The sequence below is a fragment of the Microbacterium panaciterrae genome (assembly GCF_039541635.1).
Lineage (GTDB): Bacteria > Actinomycetota > Actinomycetes > Actinomycetales > Microbacteriaceae > Microbacterium > Microbacterium panaciterrae.
Map to the genome: position 1 here is coordinate 282,887 of NZ_BAABGP010000008.1, position 18,910 is coordinate 301,796.

Genomic DNA, 18,910 nt, shown 5'->3' on the forward strand with positions numbered 1-18,910 from the left:
TGGAGGCAGAGTGGCCGAGATCTCGGACGTCTTCTTCGTCGATGGAGTGCGCACCCCGTTCGGGCGCGCCGGCGAAAAGGGCCAGTACTGGAACACCCGTGCGGACGACCTGGCTGTGAAGGCCACGATCGGCCTGATGGAGCGCAACGCGAAGGTCCCGCTGGAGCGGATCGACGACGTCGCGATCGCGGCGACGTCGCAGACGGGTGACCAGGGTCTCACCCTCGGACGCTCCGTCGCGATTCTCGCCGGCCTTCCGGTGACCGTGCCAGGACTCGCGGTGGAGCGCATGTGCGCGGGTGCCATGACGAGCGTCACCACGATGGGCGCCTCGATCGGCATCGGCATGTACGACCTCGCCCTCGCCGGCGGCGTCGAGCACATGGGCCACCACCCGATCGGCGGCAACGCCGACCCGAACCCGCGCTTCGTCGCGGAGCGGATGGTCGACCCGGGCGCGTTGAACATGGGCGTCACGGCGGAGCGGATCTTCGACCGCTTCCCGCACCTCACCAAGGAGCGCTCCGACCGCTTCGGCATGCTGAGCCAGCACAAGGTGCAGGCCGCGTACGACGCGGGCAAGATCCAGCCCGACCTGGTGCCGGTGGCGATCAAGGGCGCCGACGGCGCCTGGGGTCTCGCCACCGAGGACGAGGGCCGTCGCCCGCAGACCACGATGGCGGATCTGGCGGCGTTGAAGACGCCGTTCCGCCCGCACGGCCGCGTCACGGCCGGCACCTCCTCGCCGCTCACCGACGGCGCGACCATGTCGCTGCTCGCCGGTGGCGGCGCCGTCAAGGAGCTCGGGCTCGCTCCGAAGATGCGCATGGTGTCGTTCGCCTTCGCGGGCGTGCAGCCCGAGATCATGGGCATCGGCCCGATCCCGTCGACGGAGAAGGCGCTCAAGAAGGCCGGTCTGCAGATCTCTGACATCGGCCTGTTCGAGCTGAACGAAGCGTTCGCGATCCAGGTCATCTCGCTGCTGGACCACTTCGGCATCGCCGACGACGACCCCCGGGTCAATCAGTGGGGCGGCGCGATCGCCGTCGGCCACCCGCTCGCCGCGTCCGGCGTGCGCCTGATGATCCAGCTCGCCGCGCAGTTCGCGGAGCGCCCCGACGTGCGCTACGGCCTCACGGCGATGTGCGTGGGACTCGGCCAGGGCGGCTCGGTCATCTGGGAGAACCCGCACTTCGACGGCAAGAAGAGGAAGTAAGTCGCGATGACCAACTACGACGAGATCGACTTCTCGCCCATCACGGCCCTCACCGAGGGGGAGGTCGTCACGCACTCCCCCGTGCGCGACGTGCGCCTGCCCTCCGGCAAGGTGCTCGCCCTCATCACGCTCGACAACGGGCGCGACCACACCCGTCCGAACACCCTGGGGCCGGCCACGCTCACCGAGCTCGGTGAGACCCTGGCCGGCCTGAAGGCGCGCGCCGCGGCGGGTGAGATCCAGGCGGTCGGCATCACCGGCAAGCAGTACATCCTGGCCGCCGGCGCCGACCTCTCCGACATCAGCCGGGTCGGATCCCGTGACAACGCGAAGCTCATCGCGCAGCTCGGCCACAAGGTGCTGGGGTCGCTCAGCACGCTCGGCGTGCCGTCGTTCGCGTTCGTGAACGGCCTCGCCCTGGGCGGCGGCGTCGAGATCGCGCTGAACTCGACCTACCGCACGGTCGACGCCTCCGCCGCGGCCCTCGCGCTGCCCGAGGTGTTCCTCGGGATCATCCCGGGCTGGGGCGGGGCGTACCTGCTGCCGAACCTCATCGGCATCGAGAACGCCCTCGAGGTGGTCATCTCGAACCCGCTCAAGCAGAACCGCATGCTCAAGCCGCAGCAGGCCTTCGAGCTCGGCATGATGGACGCGATCTTCCCGGCCGCGAACTTCCTCGAGGACTCGCTGCGCTGGGCCGACGCGGTGCTCGGCGGCACCAAGGTCGAGCGCAGGAACGAGCCCGGTAAGATCGAGCGCCTCACCAAATGGCCGATCGCGATCAAGATGGCGCGCGGCATGCTCGAGTCGAAGATCGGCACCATCCCCCGGTCGCCGTATGTGGCCCTCGACCTCCTCGACAAGGCGCGCAGCGGCTCCCGCGAGGATGGATTCGCCCGTGAGGACGAGGCGCTCGCCGACCTCGTCACCGGCGACCAGTTCGCCGCGTCGATGTACGCGTTCGACCTCGTGCAGAAGCGCGCGAAGCGTCCCGTCGGGGCCCCCGACAAGGCCCTCGCCAAGAAGGTCACCAAGGTCGGCATCATCGGCGCGGGCCTCATGGCCAGCCAGTTCGCGCTGCTGTTCGTGCGCAAGCTGCAGGTGCCCGTGCTCATCACCGACCTCGACCAAGCACGCGTCGACAAGGGCGTCGCCTACATCCACGACGAGATCGGCAAGCTCGAGGCGAAGGGCCGGCTCGACTCCGACTCCGCCAACAAGCTGCGCGCGCTGGTCACCGGCACCACAGACAAGAGCCTCTACGCGGACTGCGACTTCGTGATCGAGGCCGTGTTCGAGGAGGTCGGTGTCAAGCAGACCGTGTTCGGCGAGATCGAGAAGATCGTCGCGGAGGACGCGATCCTCGCGACCAACACCTCGTCGCTCTCGGTCGAGGAGATCGGCGCGAAGCTCGCCCACCCTGAGCGCCTCGTCGGCTTCCACTTCTTCAACCCGGTCGCGGTCATGCCGCTGATCGAGATCGTGAAGACGCCGACCACCACCGAGGGCGCGCTGTCGACCACGTTCGTGGTCGCGAAGGGTCTGGGCAAGAACGCGGTGCTCACCGCCGACGCTCCCGGATTCGTCGTGAACCGGCTGCTGGCCAAGGTCATGGGCGAGGCCGCGCGCGCGGTTTACGAGGGCACGCCGGTCGCCGACGTCGAGAAGGCGTTCGCGCCGCTCGGGCTGCCGATGGGACCGTTCCAGCTCATCGACCTGGTCGGCTGGAAGGTCGCCGCGCACGTGCAGGACACCATGGTGCATGCGTTCCCGGATCGCTTCTACGCGAACGAGAACTTCCACGCCCTGGCGGATCTGCCCGAGGTCGTCGAGAAGGACAAGGGCGGGCGGGTGACCGGCTTCACCAAGGCCGCGGACAAGCTCGTGAAGCAGGCCGCGGGTTCCACGCCGACGCCTGCCGCCGAGATCCTCCGCCGGGTTCAGGACGGCCTCGCGCAGGAGATCAGGCTCATGCTCGACGAGGGCGTGGTGCCGGAGGTCGAGGACATCGACCTGTGCCTCATCCTCGGCGCGGGCTGGCCGTTCATCGACGGCGGCGCATCACCCTACCTCGACCGCGAGGGCGCCTCGGAGCGCGTGTTCGGCGCGACCTTCCACACGCCCGCGATCCGCGGGATCGCGCACAGCTGACCGCTCGGATCGAAACGGGGTTCCCTGCAGACCTGCTCTGCGGGGAACCCCGTTTCGTGGTTCAGCGACCGGGAGCCGCCTGCGCCGGGCGGGGATCCGGCTCGCCCTGGCGCGGCCAGTACGACATCGCGCGCTCCGCGAGTGCGGTGATGGTGAGCGACGGGTTCACGCCAGGGTTCGCGGGAACGGCCGCTCCGTCCACCACGGAGAGCCCCGGATGCCCCCAGACCCGGTGGTAGGGGTCGACGACACCGCGGTCAGGGCTGTCCGAGAGCACGGCGCCGCCGAGGAAGTGCGCCGTGAGCGGGATCCCGAACACCTCCGGCCAGGAGCCTCGGGCGGCGGCGGGCGTGCCCGTCTCGCGGGTGATCCGGGCGGCGATCGCGGCCGCTGCCCGATGCGCCTCGGGCAGATGGCTCGGGTTGGGCGCTCCGTGCCCCTGAGCGCTGGTCAGCACGTCGCGCCCGAACCGCCGGCGCAGCGACAGCGTCAGCGAGTTGTCGGCGTTCTGCATTACGAGGGCGATGATCCCGCGCTCGCTCCACCGACGCAGCGTCCCGAGCCGGAACTGCCGGATCGGGTGTCGCAGCACTGCGCCGCAGAGGGCGCCCAGTCGGCGATGCAGCGGTACGCCGCCCGGCACCAGCACGGTGGCGAGCATCCCCATCAGATTGGATCCCGGTCCGTACCGGACGTTCTCGATGTGCGTGCGGTCATCGACGTGGAACGAGGTCGTGATCGCGACGCCGCGCGCGAACTCGGCGCTCTCCGGCACGCGCGTTGCGACGGCGCCATCGAGCGCCTCGGAGTTCGTGCGGGTGAGCTGGCCGAGCGTGTCGGGGATCCGGGGCAGCGCGCCCGTGGCCTTCATCCGGTGCAGCAGCTGCTGCGTCCCCCAGGTGCCGGCCGCGAGCACGACACGTTCGGCGGTGACGGTGCGTCGCCCTCGCCGACCCCAGGCGCCGCTGCGACGGGTCGTCACGGCGAATCCGCCCGCCGGCCGCTCCCGCACCTCGACGACCGTGCGCAGCGCCTCGACCACCACGCCGCGCCTCTCGGCGAGGGCCAGATAGTTCTTCATGAGCGTGTTCTTCGCGCCGACCCGGCAGCCCACCATGCAGTTGCCGCACAGCGTGCAGCCGGTGCGCGCCGGCCCTTCTCCGCCGAAGAACGGATCCGGTGCCGTCTCCCCCGGCTTGCCGAAGTACACGCCGACCGGCGCGCGACGGAAGGTGTCCGCGACACCCAGGTCTTCGGCGGCTCCGGCCATGATGCGTTCGACCGGGCCCGTGTGCGGGTAGTGCTCCACGACCCCGAGCATGCGTCGTGCGGTGGCGTAGTGCGGCTCGAGCTCCTGCTGCCACGGTGCGATGCCCGCCCATTGCGGATCCTCGAAGAACGCGGCGCCCGGCTGGTAGAGCGTGTTGGCGTAGTTGAGGGATCCGCCGCCGACGCCGGCGCCCGCGAGGATCATCACATGCGGCAGGCGATGGATCCGCTGCACGCCGAAGCATCCGAGCGCGGGAGCCCAGAGGTAGCGCCGCAGGTTCCAGTTCGTGGTCGCGAAGTCGGTGTCCTCGAACCGGCGGCCGGCCTCGTAGATCCGCACCCGGTAGCCCTTCTCCGCGAGCCGGAGCGCGGCGACCGAGCCGCCGAATCCGGATCCGATCACGACGACGTCTTCATCGAACGCGCTCATGCAAGCTCTCCTTCCGGGACCATCACGGTCAGCGCACCGGGACGCACCCGGATGGTGCAGGCGCGTTCGGCGATCCGCTCGCCGTCCGCGTAGACGACGAGGTCCGGCGCCGACACGACGATCTCATGGACCCGGCGATGGGCGACCTCGCGCCGGATCAGGTGCCGGCCCTGCAGCAGCAGCGGGAACAGCCGGATCAGCGTGCGCCGCCGCAGCGGAGCCACGTGCACCACGTCGAGCAGGCCGTCGTCGGGGCGCGCGTCCGGGCACACCGGCATGCCGCCGCCGTAGCTCGCGGTGTTCCCGACGGCGACGAGCGTGCCGGGGGCCTCGTGCGCCTTCTCGCCGTCGCACGCGAGCCGGAACCGGGTGGGCCGCAGGCGGGCGAGCTCGATGAGGATCGCCAGGTAGTAGCGGGCGGCGCCGCGCGGCCAGCGGAGCAGGTTGGTGCGGTCGCTGACCTTCGCGTCGAATCCGAGCGCCGCGACGGTGAGGAACGGGGTCGTCGCGTCCGCGGTGACGATCTCGCCGAGGTCGAGGCGGCGCGGGTGGCCGTGCACGGCGATCGCGGCGGCCGCGGCGGGATCGTGCAGCGGCAGGCCCAGCGCCCGGGCCAGGTCGTTCCCGGTTCCGGCCGGCACCAGCGCGATCGGCACGTCCGACCCGATCAGCGCGGGGAGGATCCCCGACACGGTGCCATCCCCGCCCACCACGACGATGACGTCCGGATGCTCGGCGAGGGCGATGCCGATCAGCCGGCGCGTGTCGGTCGCCGATCCTCCGGAATGCACCCGCACGTCCGCCCCGGTGCCGCGCAGGTGCGCGACGGCCTCGTCCGCGGCTGACGCGCCCCGGCCCTTGCCTGAGCGGGGATTGGCGACGACCGCGATCGTCGGCATCTCTACGCTTCCCCGCCGGGCGCGGCCGGCACGGGCGTCGCGGCACCGAGCACCGCCCCGGGGTTCATGATCCCCTGCGGGTCGAGTTCGCGTTTGACCGCGGCGAGGATCCGCATCCCGGTGTCGCCGATCTCCTCAGCGAGCCACGGGGCGTGGTCGCGGCCGACGGCGTGGTGGTGGCTGATGGTGCCTTCCGCAGCCATGATCGCGTCTCCCCCGCGCCGCTTGATCGCGGCCCAGATGTCGAGCGCGTCCGGGCGGAGCGGGGCGAGCACGGTGAAGTACAGCGACGCCCCGGTCGGGTACACGTGCGAGATGTGGCACATCACGAACGACTTGAGTCCCGCTGCCGTGAAACCCGCCTTCAGAGCCTCTGTGACCGCCGTGCGCAGCCCGGACAGCCCGGCCCAGGTCGTGGCGGTCTCGAGCGTCTCGCAGAACACTCCGGCGTCGAGCAGGGCATCGCGCAGATAGGGGCCGTCGAACCTCGTGCGCAGCCACTCTTCGGCGCCGCCGTCGCCGAGCGATGTGCCGCCGGCCCCGCGCAGCAGTGCAGAGGTCCTCGCTCGACGACCCTCGACGTCCTCCCCCTCGAACACCGTGACAGCGCTCGCGCCCTTGGCGAGCGCCTTGCCGATCCGACCGACCTGAGCGAGGCTGACGCTGGTCTCCGTCTCGTCGGAGAGGCGGATCACCGTCGGACCGGGGCCGTGCTGCGCCACCGCGCGGAGCGCGGCCATCCCGCTGGCGAAGTCGGGGAACGTCCATGACTCCATCACGCGGTCGACCGGGATCGGATGCACCCGCACCCGCACCTCGGTGATGACGCCGAAGATGCCCTCCGAGCCGAGGAAGAGCCGCACCAGGTCCGGCCCCGCGGCGCTGCCCGGAGAGCGCCCCAGCTCGATGTCTCCTGTCGGCGTGGCCACGCGGATCCCGGTGACCATCGTCTCGAACCGGCCGTGCCCTGCGGAGTTCTGCCCGGACGACCGCGCCGCGGCGAAGCCGCCGATCGTGGCGTAGCGGAAGCTCTGCGGGTAGTGCCCCAGCTCCATCCGCTCCGCCGCGAGCAGCCGTTCGGCCGCGGGCCCCGTCGTTCCCGCGGCGAGCACGGCCTCGGCGCTCACCGCGTCGAATCGGAGCAGACCGGTCAGGCGGGCGAGATCGAGGCTCACGACGGCGCGGTGCGTCCCGCGCTCCGGATCCAGCGCGCCGACCACGCTCGTGCCTCCGCCGAACGGGATCACGGCGAGGTCGCGCTCGGCCGCGAGGCGCAGGCAGGCCACGACCTCGTCATGGTTCGCCGGGAGCAGCACCGCGTCGGTGGCGGACTGGGCAGCGCTCCGCCGGCGCAGCAGATCGGGTGTGGATCGACCGCCCGCATGCCGGATCCGCGACTCCGCATCGGTGCGGACGTGCTGCACCCCCAGCAGTGCAGCGAAGGCGCCGGCGTCTTCGGCCGTGAACGCGGAGGGTTCGAGCCGCACCTCGGCGAGGTCGGGTCCGGGCACGGGCCGGCGGACGCGCCCCAGCAGGAGCGGCAGCAGGGAGCGGACCGCGAACGGCAGCGCCTCTGCGCGCTCGGGGTCTCCCCAGCCGTCCCAGCGCATCGGCGCGACGGGCGTCCCCGGGCCCTCGTCGGCACCTCTGCCGTTCTCGATCGTCATGCGTTACAGTGTGACAGATCATGGCAAAACGTCAAGCAGACCTCGACGCGGCGCTGCCGACCTGGGACGCGACGCAGACCCGGATCCTCGATGCCGCTGATGCGCTCATCGCGACCCGCGGGGTGCGCGGCGTGACCATCGCCGAGCTCGCACGCAAGGCGGGAGTGAGCCGTCCGACGATCTACCGGAGCTGGGCGGATGCGGACGATGCGGTACGCGCGGCGCTGCTGCGTCGCGTCGTGGGGATCCTCGCGAGCTTCGGCGAACCCGCCACGACTCGCGCGGTGATCGTCGATGACGTGCTGCGCTTCTCCGCCCTGTTCCGCGCCGACCCGGTCTACCGCCACCTGCTGGCTGAGGAACCCGAGGCGTTCACCCGGTACACCCTGGAGCGCGTCGGATCCAGTCAGCGCGCGATCCTCGCCTGGCTCGCCGCCTCGATCGCCGCCGCCCAGCGGGACGGATCCGTGCGCGAGGACGAACCGCAGGCGATCGCCGTCATGCTCCTGCTCATCGCGCAGTCGGCGCTGCTCTCGCACAACACCGTGAGCGAACTGATCGATGAGACCTCCTGGGAGCGTGAGCTGCGCGCCGCTCTGGAGGGGCTGCTGCGGCCATGATCGGATCCGGGATGCTCAATGCCGAGCGTCGCAGCCGCGAACTGCTCCTCGCGTCCGAGCAGGAGACGGACCTGCTGGTCGTCGGCGGCGGCATCACCGGAGTCGGGGTGGCGCTCGATGCCGCATCCCGAGGACTGAGCGTGGTGCTCATCGAGGCGGAGGATCTCGCGTTCGGCACGAGCCGGTTCAGCTCAAAGCTCGTGCACGGCGGGCTGCGCTATCTCGCGACCGGCGATGTCGCGACGGCGCGAGAGAGCGCCCACGAGCGCCACCTGCTGATGACGCGGATCGCGCCGCACCTCATCCGCCCCATGGCGCAGCTGCTGCCGTTCTCCCCCGCAGTGACGCTCACGCAGCGCGCCATGGGCGCCGCAGGATTTGCCGTCGGCGACCTGCTGCGACTGCGCGTCGGCACCCCGCGTGCCGTGCTTCCCGCCCCGCGCCCCATCACCGCGGCGACCGCGTTGCGGATGGTTCCCGGGCTCGATCCCAGACGACTGCGCGGCGCCATGCTGGCCGCCGACGGTCAGCTGGTCGATGACGCACGACTGGTCGTCGCGGTCGCGCGCACCGCCGCGATGCACGGCGCACGGATCCTCACCCGGGTGCGGGCACGCGAACTGCGACGCAGGGGCGCCTCGGTCGAAGATGTCCGCACGGGCGAGAGGTTCGAGCTCCGCGCCAAGGCCGTCGTGAACGCGACGGGCGTGTGGGCCGGACAGCTCGACGACGCGATCCGGATGCGTCCGAGCCGGGGAACGCACATCATCCTGGATGCCTCCGCTCTGGGGGATCCGACCGCCGCGCTCACACTGCCGCATCCCGGATCCATCAGCCGCTTCGTGTTCGCTCTGCCGCAGCAGCTCGGGCGCGTGGTGGTCGGCCTCACGGATGAGGACGCGCCAGGCCCTGTGCCCTCCGTGGCCGCGCCCACGGAGGGTGAGATCCGCTTCCTCCTGGACACCCTCAACCGCGGGCTGCGGACGCCGATCCGACGCGACCAGGTGCGCGGCGCCTACGCCGGGCTGCGCCCTCTCGTCGACACGGATGCCGCGACGACGGCGGACATCTCGCGGCGCCATCTCGTCAACGTGTCCGAGGGCGGTTTCGTGAACGTGCTCGGCGGAAAGCTCACGACCTACCGCCGGATGGCCGAGGATGCCGTGGATCGCGCGGTCACGCTGGCGGGTTTGCCTGCAGGCCCGTGCCGCACGGCCTCCTTGCCGCTCATCGGCGCGGTCGCGGCTCCGACGAACCCGGCCCGCACCCTGGACTGGCGGTTCGGCGCCGAGGCGGGTCGCGTTCTGGCCCGTGCGCGGTGCGCGGATCCGGCCGAGCCTATCGCGGAGGGCATCGACGTCCGCCGCGCCGAGGTGGAGTTCGCCGTGCGCGCGGAGGGCGCTCTGACCGTCGACGACGTCCTGGACCGCCGCACCCGGATCGGCCTGGTCGACGACGACCGCCGGCGGGCGCAGGATGAGGTCGCCTCCCTCGTCGCCGAGACGCTCGCCGATTCATCCTGACCCGCCCGCTCCCTGTTGGCACCGTGCGGCTGGACGAGGTCCGTCGGGCGGGCTATTCTTTGAACATGTTCAGTTCATCGGCGGAGCCTCCTCAGAAGCCGCTCACCCCCAAGGCCGAGGCGACGAAGGCGCGCATCCGCGATGCGGCGATGGCGTCGTTCGTCGAGCGCGGCTACCCTGACACCACGATCCGACTGATCGCCAAGGAAGCAGGAGTCTCGGTCGGCAACGCCTACTACTACTTCCCCTCCAAAGAGCACCTCGTGCAGGAGCTCTACGAGCAGGTGCAGCACGATCACGGGGCTTCGGCGCGCCCGCTGCTCGAGGACGTCGCCGGGCTGGTCGATCGACTGCGGATCTTCTTCGAGACGGGCCTCGAGACCGTCGGCGCCTACCGCCGCGTCGCGCCGGGCTTCCTGAGCGCGATGGTCTCGCCGGACTCGCCCATCAACCCGCTCTCCGCAGAGTCCTCCCCCGCCCGAGACCTGACCGTCGGGCTGCTCCGTGACACCGTGAGCGGCGCGTCGCATCGCCTGCCCGACGACATCGCCGACCACCTTCCCGAGGCCCTGTTCCCGGCCTATCTCGCACTCATCCTGCGCTGGACCTACGACGAATCGCCCGAGCAGGCGAAGACGACCCGGCTCCTGGACACCGGCCTGAAGCTCTTCGCCGTCGCCCTGCCATTCCTCCGTGTTCCCGGCGTGCGCGGTGTCACCCGCGATCTCCTCGACCAGATCGCGGACGTTCGGCCATGAACGATGAACCGGCGCCGTCGCTGCGCACTGCGGAAGAACCGATGACGTTCCGCAGGTCCGAGTTGATTCGCGGCGGTTTCTGGACGTGGGTCACGTTCGTCGCCCTCATGGAAGCGCTGCTCGCGGTCGGCGTCGTGATCGGCGCATCGACCGCGGCCGGCCCTCACGGCTCTTCCGCCGCACAGGACGGCGGTGCCTTCGGCGCTGCATGGCAGTCGTCGATCTCGCTCGGGCTGTACGGGATGTTCCTCGCGGCGCTGATCGGCGGCACTGTCTCGGGCCTGGTCGCACTGGTCGCGACGCCTCTGGCGGGGGTGCTCGGACGCCGCCTCCGCCACGTGCGCGCGACAGCGATCCATGTAGCCGCCTATGCGATCCTGGGCGCGGTGGTCGGTACGGCGATCAGCCTCGCTATCGGGTCACTGAGCAGCGGAACCGCTTCGGCTCTCCTGGCCGGAATCGCGGCGCCACTCACCGCGGTCGCCGCCGCTACCGGCTGGTGGATCACGGCGCATCAGGCACTGCGAGAGGACGCGCGCGTCGCAGCCGCCTGGCCCGACCCTGTCTAGCGCCGGCGCTCCTCGGCGTCGGCTTCGACGCTGCGCCCCGCGACGATCTGCACCGTGCCCGTGTGCAGCGGGACCTCGCCGGTCGGGCGCGCGATCGGCACGCGGGTGCCGAGCACCTGTGCGACCACGTCCTGCGCGATCTTGCCCGCGGTGAGCCCGGCTTCTTCGAGGATCTGTTCCCGGCTCGCGTGATCGATGTACTCGTCCGGCAGGCCCAGCTCGTCGACGGCCGTGTCGATCCCCGCCTCGCGCAGGACCTGACGCACCCGGGTGCCGACGCCGCCGACGCGGATCCCGTCCTCGAGCGTGATCACCAGACGGTGCCGCGCGGCGAGTTCGACGACCGAGGGCTGCACCGGGATCGCCCAGCGCGGGTCGATCACGGTCGCACCGATCCCCTGCGCCTTGAGCCGCTCCGCCACATCGAGCGCGAGCGTCGCGAACGGCCCGATGCCGACCAGCAGCACGTCCTCGCCCTCGCCGCGGGAGAGCACGTCCACGCCGTCATGCAGGCGCTCCAGCGCGGGGATCTCCGGGGTCACGCCGCCCTTCGGGAAGCGGATCACCGTCGGCGCGTCATCCACGGCGACAGCCTCCTCGAGCTCCTCCCGCAGCCGCGCGGCGTCGCGCGGCGCTGCGATCCGGATCCCGGGAACGATCTGCAGCATCGACAGGTCCCACAGGCCGTGGTGGCTGGGGCCGTCGGGACCGGTGACCCCGGCGCGATCGAGCACGAACGTGACCCCCGCACGGTGCAGGCCGACGTCCATGAGCACCTGGTCGAACGCGCGGCCAATGAACGTGGCGTACAGCGCGACGACCGGGTGCAACCCGCCGTAGGCGAGGCCTGCGGCGGCCGTCACGGCGTGCTGTTCGGCGATGCCGACGTCGTAGACCCGGTCGGGGAAACGCTCGGCGAACGGGGCGAGTCCGGTCGGGCGCAGCATCGCCGCGGTCATCGCGATGACGTTCGGGGTGCGGGATCCGACATCCACGAGCGCTTCGGCGAAGACATCCGTCCACCCAGTGCCAGAGGCGGCGAGTGGTGTCCCGGTCTTCGGGTCGATCTTGTTCACCGCGTGGAACTGGTCTGCCTCGTCATCGAGCGCGGGCTGATAGCCACGACCCTTCTCCGTGATGACGTGCACGATCACGGGCGCGCCATAATCCTTCGCGAGCTGGAGCGTCTCGGTCAGCGCCTGGATGTCGTGCCCGTCGACAGGCCCCAGGTACTTGATGTCGAGGTTGGAGTACAGCTCCTCGTTGTTCGAGAAGCGCGAGAGGAACCCGTGCGTGCCCCCGCGCACCCCGCGGTAGAACGCGCGCCCGACGGGTCCGAAGGCGCGAAAGAATCGGTCCGAGGTGCGATGCAGGCCGCGGTAGACGCCCGCGGTGCGCACCCGGTTCATGTACCGGGCCATGCCGCCGATCGTCGGGGCATAGGAGCGCCCGTTGTCGTTCACGACGATCACGAGGTTGCGCTCGTTGTCGTCCGAGATGTTGTTGAGCGCCTCCCATGTCATGCCGCCGGTGAGGGCACCATCCCCGACCACGGCGACGACATGGTGATCCGCCCGCCCCGTCGCGGTGAACGCGCGGGAGATGCCGTCCGCCCAGCTCAGCGAGCTGGAAGCGTGCGATGACTCCACCACGTCGTGGGGGCTCTCCGAGCGCTGCGGGTAGCCGGCCAGGCCGCCGCGGGAACGGAGCGCCGAGAAGTCCTGCCGTCCGGTGAGCAGCTTGTGCACGTACGACTGATGCCCGGTGTCGAAGATGATCGGGTCGTCCGGGGAGGAGAACACGCGGTGCAGGGCGATGGTGAGCTCGACGACTCCGAGGTTCGGCCCCAGGTGTCCCCCGGTGCGGGCGACGTTCTCGATCAGGAACGTGCGGATCTCTGCCGCCAGTTCGTCGAGCTGCTCGGGCGAGAGCCGATCGAGGTCGCGCGGACCCGCAATGCCGGGAAGAATCGCCACCGTATCTGCCTCCTGGGAACGAATGGAACGGATCCGCCTCGGCTTCACCGCATCTCTTCAGCGTAGCGAGCATTACTGCTCGCACGCTGGACATCCGCGGGGTCAGGGCCGACGTAGCGGCCGATCGGACGCAGCCGCAGCGGCGCACGTCCGTACTCGTCGAGGGCGTGCGCGCACCATCCGGCGGAGCGCGCGATCGCGAACACCGTCTCCCCCGCATCGGGAGCCATGTCCCCGGCCACGGTCATGACGGCCAGCATCAGATCGATCGTCGGGAGCAGTCCGGTTCGCTCCCGCACCACGTCGCCGACCTCCGCGGCGATCCGCAGGGCCGCGTCCGCGCGCGCGTCGCCCAGGGCCGCCATCCGATCCCGCAACGCCCGCGCACGGGGGTCTCCGCCGGGGTACAGCGGCTGCCCGAACCCGGGAATGCCCGCATTGCTGCGGCGAGTCGCCGCCGCCACGGCCGCCGCGGGATCCGTCCCCTGCTGCACGTCGCGGAGCATCGCATGCACGGACGCGCTCACCGCGCCGTGCAACGCGGAGTCCAGCGCGCCGAGCCCCGCGGCGACGACGGCGTAGGGATGCGCGCGTGCCGAGGCCGCCGCACGGGCCGCGAGGGTCGACGCCGCCATGTCGTGATCGACGAGCAGGATCAGCGCCGCATCCAGCATCCGGATCCGGCCACTGTCGGCGGGAAGGCCGGAAAGGCGCGCCCACAGCCGTTCGGCGACCGGCGCCTCCGAGCCGGGAGCGTCCCCGATCGGCGCAAGCGCATCCACGAGCCCCGCGACCAGCCGTGTCGCGACCCGGCCCACGGCCTCCGGCCGCAGGTCGTAGCGCTCCGGGTCGCCGGCAGCGAGAGCTGCGACCGCGGCGAGCAGACGACTGAACGCCCCTGCGCCCGGCGGCAGCGCGTCGAGCATCCGCCGGGCCGCCTCCGCACCTGCCGACACGAGCGGGTGCGGGGCCGCTCGCGGATGCTCCGTCCGTTCGAACAGCCAGCGCACGACCGCGTCGAACTGCGGCGGTTCGCCCGGTGCCGCAATCAGCTCCTGGACCGGAACTCCGCGGATCCACAGCTCGTCGTCCTCGATCAGCGCGATGTCGGTGTCGATCACCGCGAGCGGACTGCCATCCGCGCCGGCCACGCGGGCGCCGCCGTGCGACGGCGATGTCGATCTCCGGCGGGTCCGTGCGAACCGCTCGACCTCGAGCGGGTCGAACGCCGACCCGTGCGAGCCGCGCTCTCGAGCGATCAGTCCGCGCGACACATACGCGTACAGCGTCTCCGTGCGCACGCCCAGGCGCGCCGCCGCCTGTGCCGCTGTGAGCCGATCCATGCGCCGCCTCCCGCCGGTCCGATCCGTCATTGATTCGATCAACATTGACGATAGCCGGATCCATGTTCGATCGTGGGCAGAGAGCCGCCATCCGCGGCGCGAAGGAGAGGGATCCGACATGGCCATCACGATCGATCGCGACGACGCACAGCTCATCGACGTGCCCCGCGGACTGGCGAACGTCGTCGTCGCTGAGACGCGCGTGGGCGACGTGCGCGGCGCCGAGGGGTTCTTCCACTATCGCGGGGTCTCGGGCGTGGAGCTGGCGGCCGGCGCGCGGTTCGCGGACGCCTGGCGGCTGATCGCGCTCGGTGCGCTCCCCCGGGACACCGCAGAGACCGCCGAGTGGCGGGACCGCACCGGAGCCGCACGCACGGTCCCGGAGGAAGTGCTCTCGGCACTGCCCGCGCTCGCCTCCTCCGGGCTCGACCCGATGATGCAGCTGCGCACCGCGCTCGCACTCGTCTCCGCCGCCGACGGGCGACACGCCCTGTACGACGAGACCGAGGCGGAGCGCATCGATGACGCGATCCGCCTCGCCGCTGTCGCGCCCACGCTCATCGCGGCGCTGCACCGTCTCAGCACCGGTCAGGATCCGATCGACGCTGATCCGACGCGCGACCCGATCTCCGACTACCTGCGCATGCTCTCCGGCGTCGAGCAGGGCGACCGCCTCGTCGCCGCGCTGGGTACCTACCTCACGGCGGCGATGGACCACGGCTTCAACGCCTCGACGTTCACCGCGCGGGTGATCGCGTCGACCGGCGCCGACCTCGCCTCCTGCGTCGCCGGTGCACTCGGCGCCCTGTCGGGTCCGCTGCACGGCGGCGCCCCCGCGCGCACCCTGGACATGCTCGACGAGATCGGATCCCCCGAACGTGCTGAAGCGTGGGTGCGCGAGCGCGTGCGCAGTGGCGGACGGATCATGGGCTTCGGCCACGCGGTGTACCGCACCGAGGACCCGCGCTCCCGGCTGCTGCGCGAGATCGCACAGCGCCTGCGCGGTGACGGCCTCGCCTCGGAGCGTGTCGATCTCGCCGTGACCGTGGAGCAGACGGTGCTGCGGGTGCTCGACGAGCTCAAGCCCGGCCGTGCCCTGCGCACGAACGTCGAACTGTACGCGGCGGTCGTCATGGAGGCGTGCGGGATCCCGAGGGAGCTCTTCACACCGACCTTCGCGTCGGCCCGGCTGATCGGCTGGGGAGCGCATGCGTGCGAGCAGGTCGCGGACGGCAAGATCCTGCGTCCGGCCTCGCGGTACGTCGGCCCGCTCGTGTGACCCCGCACAGCCGGCATTGTCGACGCGCTCCGCCGAGGTCTATGCTCAGCCAGCAGGTCTACCCGACGACCGGCGTCTCGACTCGCGGCGCCGCCTGATGATCTCTGCGGACTCCGCGAGAGGACAGATGTGAACACGGCAGCGCGCACGTCCGGTTCTGCGACGCATCGGCGCGTGATCAGCGTCCTCGCGGGCGGCGCTGTGGTTCTGCTCGCCCTGACGGGATGCTTCGGATCCGGTCCCTCAGGCACGGCGACTCCCGGCAGCACCACAGCCCCCGCCTCCACGACCGCGCCCGTGCGAGGCGCCACCGCCGACGCTGTGGCCCAAGTGGTGCAGAAGGCGATGACGACGGACAGCCTCAAGGCCGTGATCGTGCGAGTGACGATCGGCGACAAGGTGGTCGCCATGCAGGCGTTCGGCGACTCGATGACCGGGGTGCCCGCCACCACGGACATGCACTTCCGCAACGGCGCGGTCGCCTTCGAGTACGTCTCGACTTTGCTGCTCGAGTATGTCGATGAGGGCAAGATCACACTCGACGACACGATCGACAAGTGGATGCCGACGCTGCCCGAGGCGAAGACGGTCACGCTCAAGATGCTGACCAACCAGACCACCGGATACCCGGACTTCGAGACCGATCCCGGGTGGACGGCCGCCTACAACGCCGACCCGTTCCACGAGTTCACCTTCGACGAGCGAGTGAAGGACGCCTTCAACCGCCCGCTGCAGTTCGCGCCCGGGACGAACTGGAGCTACTCGCACACCAACTTCATGATCCTCGGCCACATCCTGTCCATGATCGGCGGTGCGCCGCTCGACCAGCTGCTGCAGAAGAAGGTCCTCGGGCCGATGGGGCTGACGCAGACGGCGGCGTACGACACGGCGACGATTCCGGAGCCCGTGCTGCACGCCTTCAGCTCGGAACGACGCGTCGCCCTCGGAGTTCCGCCGTCGATGCCGTTCACCGAGGAGTCGACCTTCTGGAACCCCGTCTGGGGAACTCCGATCGGCGCGGCCGAGACGACCACGATCACCGATATGACGACGACGGCGGTCGCGGTCGGCACGGGGAAGCTGCTCTCCTCGAAGAGCTTTCACGCGATGACCGATTCCACCCTCATCGGATTCGGCACGGCGCTGCCCGCCTGCGCCGGATCCTGCTTCACCCAGGTGGACGGGTACAACTACGGACTCGGGGTGGTGCGGTCCGGATCCTGGCAGCTGCAGAACCCGCTCCTGAGCGGCTACAGCGCCACGGAGGCCTATCTGCCGTCGCAGAAGATCGCGATCGCCGTGGCCACGACGTTCCTGCCGGGAGCGTTCGACGAGAACGGCAACTACGACAACGCGAGCGACCGACTGTTCCGTGAGATCGGCGCCGTGCTCGCACCGAACGACCCGCCGCCGATCGCCGCGAAGAAGAAGTGACACCTCACTGACGGAACGCAGAACGGGCCGGATCCCGAAGGATCCGACCCGGTTCGCGCTGAGAGCGCTCAGACCAGCGAGCGCAGCACGTACTGCAGCGTAACGTACCGACTACTAGACTAACTAGGAGGTCGGAACCATGAGCACCACGCTGATCAAGCACCACGTCATCACGGTCGAGCGCAGCGGCGGCTACGCGGCACGATGCGAAGTCGAGATCGACGGCACGATCCAGATCTGTGACATCACGTTCGGCGGCTTCCGTACCCGCACCGAGGCCCGCCAGGCCATCACTCACGAGATAGGGACCGCCCGATGATCCGAGCAGCAGGGTACGCCCGTCAATCGCTCGACGTGGCCGAGGGAATCGACCGCCAGAAGCCGCGCATCCGCGCCCTGATCGACGCGCGCGGCTGGACGTTCACTGGGGTCTACGAGGACAACGACACGTCGGCATCCAAGGCCCGCGGCAAGGGCACCGCCTGGGCGACGATGCTGGATGACCTGCGAGCGGGCCGCGTGGACGCCATCGTGGCCGTAGACCTTGATCGACTGCTCCGCACGACGCGCGACTTGAACACGCTGATCGACCTGGGCGCGAAGGTTGTAACCGTGGACGGTGAGATCGACCTCTCGACGGCGGACGGTGAGTTTCGCGCGACGATGCTCGCCGGTATCGCTCGGTTCGAGTCGCGGCGCAAGGGTGAGCGGCAGAAACGTGCGAACGATCACCGCGCCAAGCTCGGCAAGCCGCAACACTCGGGCCGCGCCTTCGGCTACGACCTTGACGGCACGATCCGCCCCACCGAGGCCGATGTCGTGCGCGAGGTCTTCCACCAGTTCACTCGGGGCGACGGGCTGCACACGATCACCGCATGGCTGGCCGCTACTGGCGTCACCAACACTCGCGGCAAGGCCTGGACCCGCTCCGGCGTTCACGATCTGCTGCTGAACCCGCGCTACGTCGCTGAGCGCTGGATTCTCCGCACGCAGCCGGACGGCAAGCGGGTGCGCGAGTACGTCGGACCAGGCACCTGGGAGCCGATCATCACGGAGGACGCCTTCCGGGCGGTCGGCGCTGTGCTGACCGATCCCGCACGCCGGGACAAGGCCGCAGCCGAGGGCAATGCGCGGAAGTACTTGGGCGCGGGCACATACTTGTGCGCCGTGTGCGATGCACCGCTGAAGACCGCCTACGGCGTCCTGAGCGCCAAGGATGGCGCGAAGACCACCTACCGCAAGTACGAATGTCCCCGGTTCCACGTCTCGCGCCGCGCGGACTACACCGACGAGGTTGTCGAAGGTGCGATCTCTGCACGGCTCCGGGATCCCGCAATCACCTCCGCACTGGCATCCGAGGACAACGCCGGAGCCGTGCGCGAGCTTCGCGACGAAGCGAACGGGCTCCGGGATCGTATCGACGGGTTCGCCATCGACTTCGCGGACGGGCTGCTGAATGCCCGGCAGGTGCAGATCGCCACAGAGCGCGCTGAGACGCGCTTGCACGAGCTGGACATGCAGCTGGCGCAGATCGGCTCCACGAACGCGCTGAGCGGCATCCTGGGCGCGCCTGACCCCGCTGCCGCCTGGCTGGCCCTGCCGGATCCGCGGGCGCGTGCCGTCGTGCTCGACGCGCTCTGCACTGTGCGGATCCATCGCCAGCCGCGGGGCCGTCGCCCGTCCGATGCGAACCCGGACAAGGTGGCCGCGTGGGCCGAAGGCTTCGCCGCGGGGATCGAGCTGGTGTGGAATGAATGACAGATTCACTCATTACCA

The 18,910-nt window shown here is 70.5% G+C and carries 15 protein-coding genes; 10 read left to right on the top strand and 5 right to left on the bottom strand.

All coding sequences use genetic code 11. From position 1 onward, the window contains the following. The first annotated feature begins 10 nt into the window (after window positions 1–10). Both ABD882_RS06325 and ABD882_RS06330 read left to right on the top strand, forming a co-directional pair. Window positions 11–1,216 carry a thiolase family protein gene (locus ABD882_RS06325; RefSeq protein ID WP_345185389.1) on the top strand — a complete coding sequence of 402 codons (1,206 nt, stop codon included), beginning with the start codon at window positions 11–13 and terminating at the stop codon, window positions 1,214–1,216. Window positions 1,217–1,222: 6 nt separating this feature from the next. Continuing rightward, complete coding sequence (locus ABD882_RS06330; RefSeq protein ID WP_345185390.1) at window positions 1,223–3,367, top strand: 3-hydroxyacyl-CoA dehydrogenase NAD-binding domain-containing protein; 2,145 nt, start codon at window positions 1,223–1,225, stop codon at window positions 3,365–3,367. A 61-nt stretch (window positions 3,368–3,428) separates the two neighbouring features. Here the strand turns inward: ABD882_RS06330 and ABD882_RS06335 are convergent, their stop codons facing one another. From ABD882_RS06335 to ABD882_RS06345, 3 genes are read right to left on the bottom strand one after another with little or no spacing between them, the layout of a single operon-like run. Beyond that, window positions 3,429–5,066: a GMC oxidoreductase gene (locus tag ABD882_RS06335; protein ID WP_345185392.1), complete on the bottom strand. Its 1,638-nt coding sequence runs from the start codon at window positions 5,064–5,066 to the stop codon at window positions 3,429–3,431. Beyond that, window positions 5,063–5,965, bottom strand: coding sequence for a diacylglycerol/lipid kinase family protein (locus ABD882_RS06340; RefSeq protein WP_345185393.1), 903 nt, complete (start codon window positions 5,963–5,965; stop codon window positions 5,063–5,065). The genes ABD882_RS06335 and ABD882_RS06340 overlap by 4 nt, the downstream gene beginning before the upstream one ends. A 2-nt stretch (window positions 5,966–5,967) precedes the next feature. After that, window positions 5,968–7,632 carry an FAD-binding oxidoreductase gene (locus tag ABD882_RS06345; protein WP_345185395.1) on the bottom strand — a complete coding sequence of 555 codons (1,665 nt, stop codon included), beginning with the start codon at window positions 7,630–7,632 and terminating at the stop codon, window positions 5,968–5,970. A 20-nt stretch (window positions 7,633–7,652) separates the two neighbouring features. Here ABD882_RS06345 and ABD882_RS06350 point away from each other — a divergent pair, with 20 nt between their 5' ends. From ABD882_RS06350 to ABD882_RS06365, 4 genes are all read left to right on the top strand, one after another. Then, a complete protein-coding gene (locus ABD882_RS06350) occupies window positions 7,653–8,252 on the top strand; it encodes a TetR/AcrR family transcriptional regulator (RefSeq protein ID WP_345185396.1) in 600 nt (199 codons plus the stop codon). 11 nt (window positions 8,253–8,263) lie between these two features. Then, window positions 8,264–9,775 (top strand): glycerol-3-phosphate dehydrogenase/oxidase, encoded by a 1,512-nt coding sequence (locus ABD882_RS06355; RefSeq protein ID WP_345185397.1) that lies wholly within the window; start codon window positions 8,264–8,266, stop codon window positions 9,773–9,775. Between the two features lie 65 nt (window positions 9,776–9,840). After that, a complete protein-coding gene (locus ABD882_RS06360; RefSeq protein ID WP_345185399.1) occupies window positions 9,841–10,533 on the top strand; it encodes a TetR/AcrR family transcriptional regulator in 693 nt (230 codons plus the stop codon). Beyond that, complete coding sequence (locus ABD882_RS06365; protein ID WP_345185400.1) at window positions 10,530–11,102, top strand: hypothetical protein; 573 nt, start codon at window positions 10,530–10,532, stop codon at window positions 11,100–11,102. The genes ABD882_RS06360 and ABD882_RS06365 overlap by 4 nt, the downstream gene beginning before the upstream one ends. Here ABD882_RS06365 and dxs read toward each other — a convergent pair. Both dxs and ABD882_RS06375 read right to left on the bottom strand, forming a co-directional pair. Beyond that, entirely contained in the window at window positions 11,099–13,078 is a 1,980-nt protein-coding gene (dxs, locus tag ABD882_RS06370) for a 1-deoxy-D-xylulose-5-phosphate synthase (protein ID WP_345185402.1), read from the bottom strand. The two genes, ABD882_RS06365 and dxs, sit on opposite strands and share 4 nt — an antisense overlap. Before the next feature lie 44 nt (window positions 13,079–13,122). Then, a complete protein-coding gene (locus tag ABD882_RS06375; RefSeq protein WP_345185403.1) occupies window positions 13,123–14,421 on the bottom strand; it encodes a citrate/2-methylcitrate synthase in 1,299 nt (432 codons plus the stop codon). A 118-nt stretch (window positions 14,422–14,539) separates the two neighbouring features. On the opposite strand from ABD882_RS06375, the gene ABD882_RS06380 reads away from it, so the two are divergent. The 4 genes from ABD882_RS06380 (at window position 14,540) to ABD882_RS06395 (ending at window position 18,892) form a co-directional block, all read left to right on the top strand. Further along, the gene (locus ABD882_RS06380; protein ID WP_345185405.1) at window positions 14,540–15,700 is read left to right on the top strand and encodes a citrate/2-methylcitrate synthase; all 1,161 of its coding nucleotides are present in this window, start codon (window positions 14,540–14,542) and stop codon (window positions 15,698–15,700) included. A 174-nt stretch (window positions 15,701–15,874) separates the two neighbouring features. Continuing rightward, a complete protein-coding gene (locus ABD882_RS06385; protein WP_345185406.1) occupies window positions 15,875–17,134 on the top strand; it encodes a serine hydrolase domain-containing protein in 1,260 nt (419 codons plus the stop codon). A 139-nt stretch (window positions 17,135–17,273) separates the two neighbouring features. Further along, a complete protein-coding gene (locus ABD882_RS06390; RefSeq protein ID WP_345185407.1) occupies window positions 17,274–17,453 on the top strand; it encodes a hypothetical protein in 180 nt (59 codons plus the stop codon). Further along, window positions 17,450–18,892: a recombinase family protein gene (locus ABD882_RS06395; RefSeq protein WP_345185409.1), complete on the top strand. Its 1,443-nt coding sequence runs from the start codon at window positions 17,450–17,452 to the stop codon at window positions 18,890–18,892. Before ABD882_RS06390 ends, ABD882_RS06395 begins: the two co-directional genes overlap by 4 nt. Window positions 18,893–18,910 lie beyond the last annotated feature (18 nt).

Coding starts and splice junctions, on each gene's coding strand:
- ABD882_RS06365 (WP_345185400.1), top strand. CDS start 10,530: ATGAACGATGAACCGGCGCCGTCGCTGCGCACTGCGGAAGAACCGATG.
- ABD882_RS06375 (WP_345185403.1), bottom strand. CDS start 14,421: ATGGATCGGCTCACAGCGGCACAGGCGGCGGCGCGCCTGGGCGTGCGC.
- ABD882_RS06380 (WP_345185405.1), top strand. CDS start 14,540: ATGGCCATCACGATCGATCGCGACGACGCACAGCTCATCGACGTGCCC.
- ABD882_RS06335 (WP_345185392.1), bottom strand. CDS start 5,066: ATGAGCGCGTTCGATGAAGACGTCGTCGTGATCGGATCCGGATTCGGC.
- ABD882_RS06390 (WP_345185407.1), top strand. CDS start 17,274: ATGAGCACCACGCTGATCAAGCACCACGTCATCACGGTCGAGCGCAGC.
- ABD882_RS06355 (WP_345185397.1), top strand. CDS start 8,264: ATGCTCAATGCCGAGCGTCGCAGCCGCGAACTGCTCCTCGCGTCCGAG.
- ABD882_RS06330 (WP_345185390.1), top strand. CDS start 1,223: ATGACCAACTACGACGAGATCGACTTCTCGCCCATCACGGCCCTCACC.
- ABD882_RS06340 (WP_345185393.1), bottom strand. CDS start 5,965: ATGCCGACGATCGCGGTCGTCGCCAATCCCCGCTCAGGCAAGGGCCGG.
- ABD882_RS06345 (WP_345185395.1), bottom strand. CDS start 7,632: ATGACGATCGAGAACGGCAGAGGTGCCGACGAGGGCCCGGGGACGCCC.
- ABD882_RS06395 (WP_345185409.1), top strand. CDS start 17,450: ATGATCCGAGCAGCAGGGTACGCCCGTCAATCGCTCGACGTGGCCGAG.
- ABD882_RS06350 (WP_345185396.1), top strand. CDS start 7,653: ATGGCAAAACGTCAAGCAGACCTCGACGCGGCGCTGCCGACCTGGGAC.
- ABD882_RS06360 (WP_345185399.1), top strand. CDS start 9,841: ATGTTCAGTTCATCGGCGGAGCCTCCTCAGAAGCCGCTCACCCCCAAG.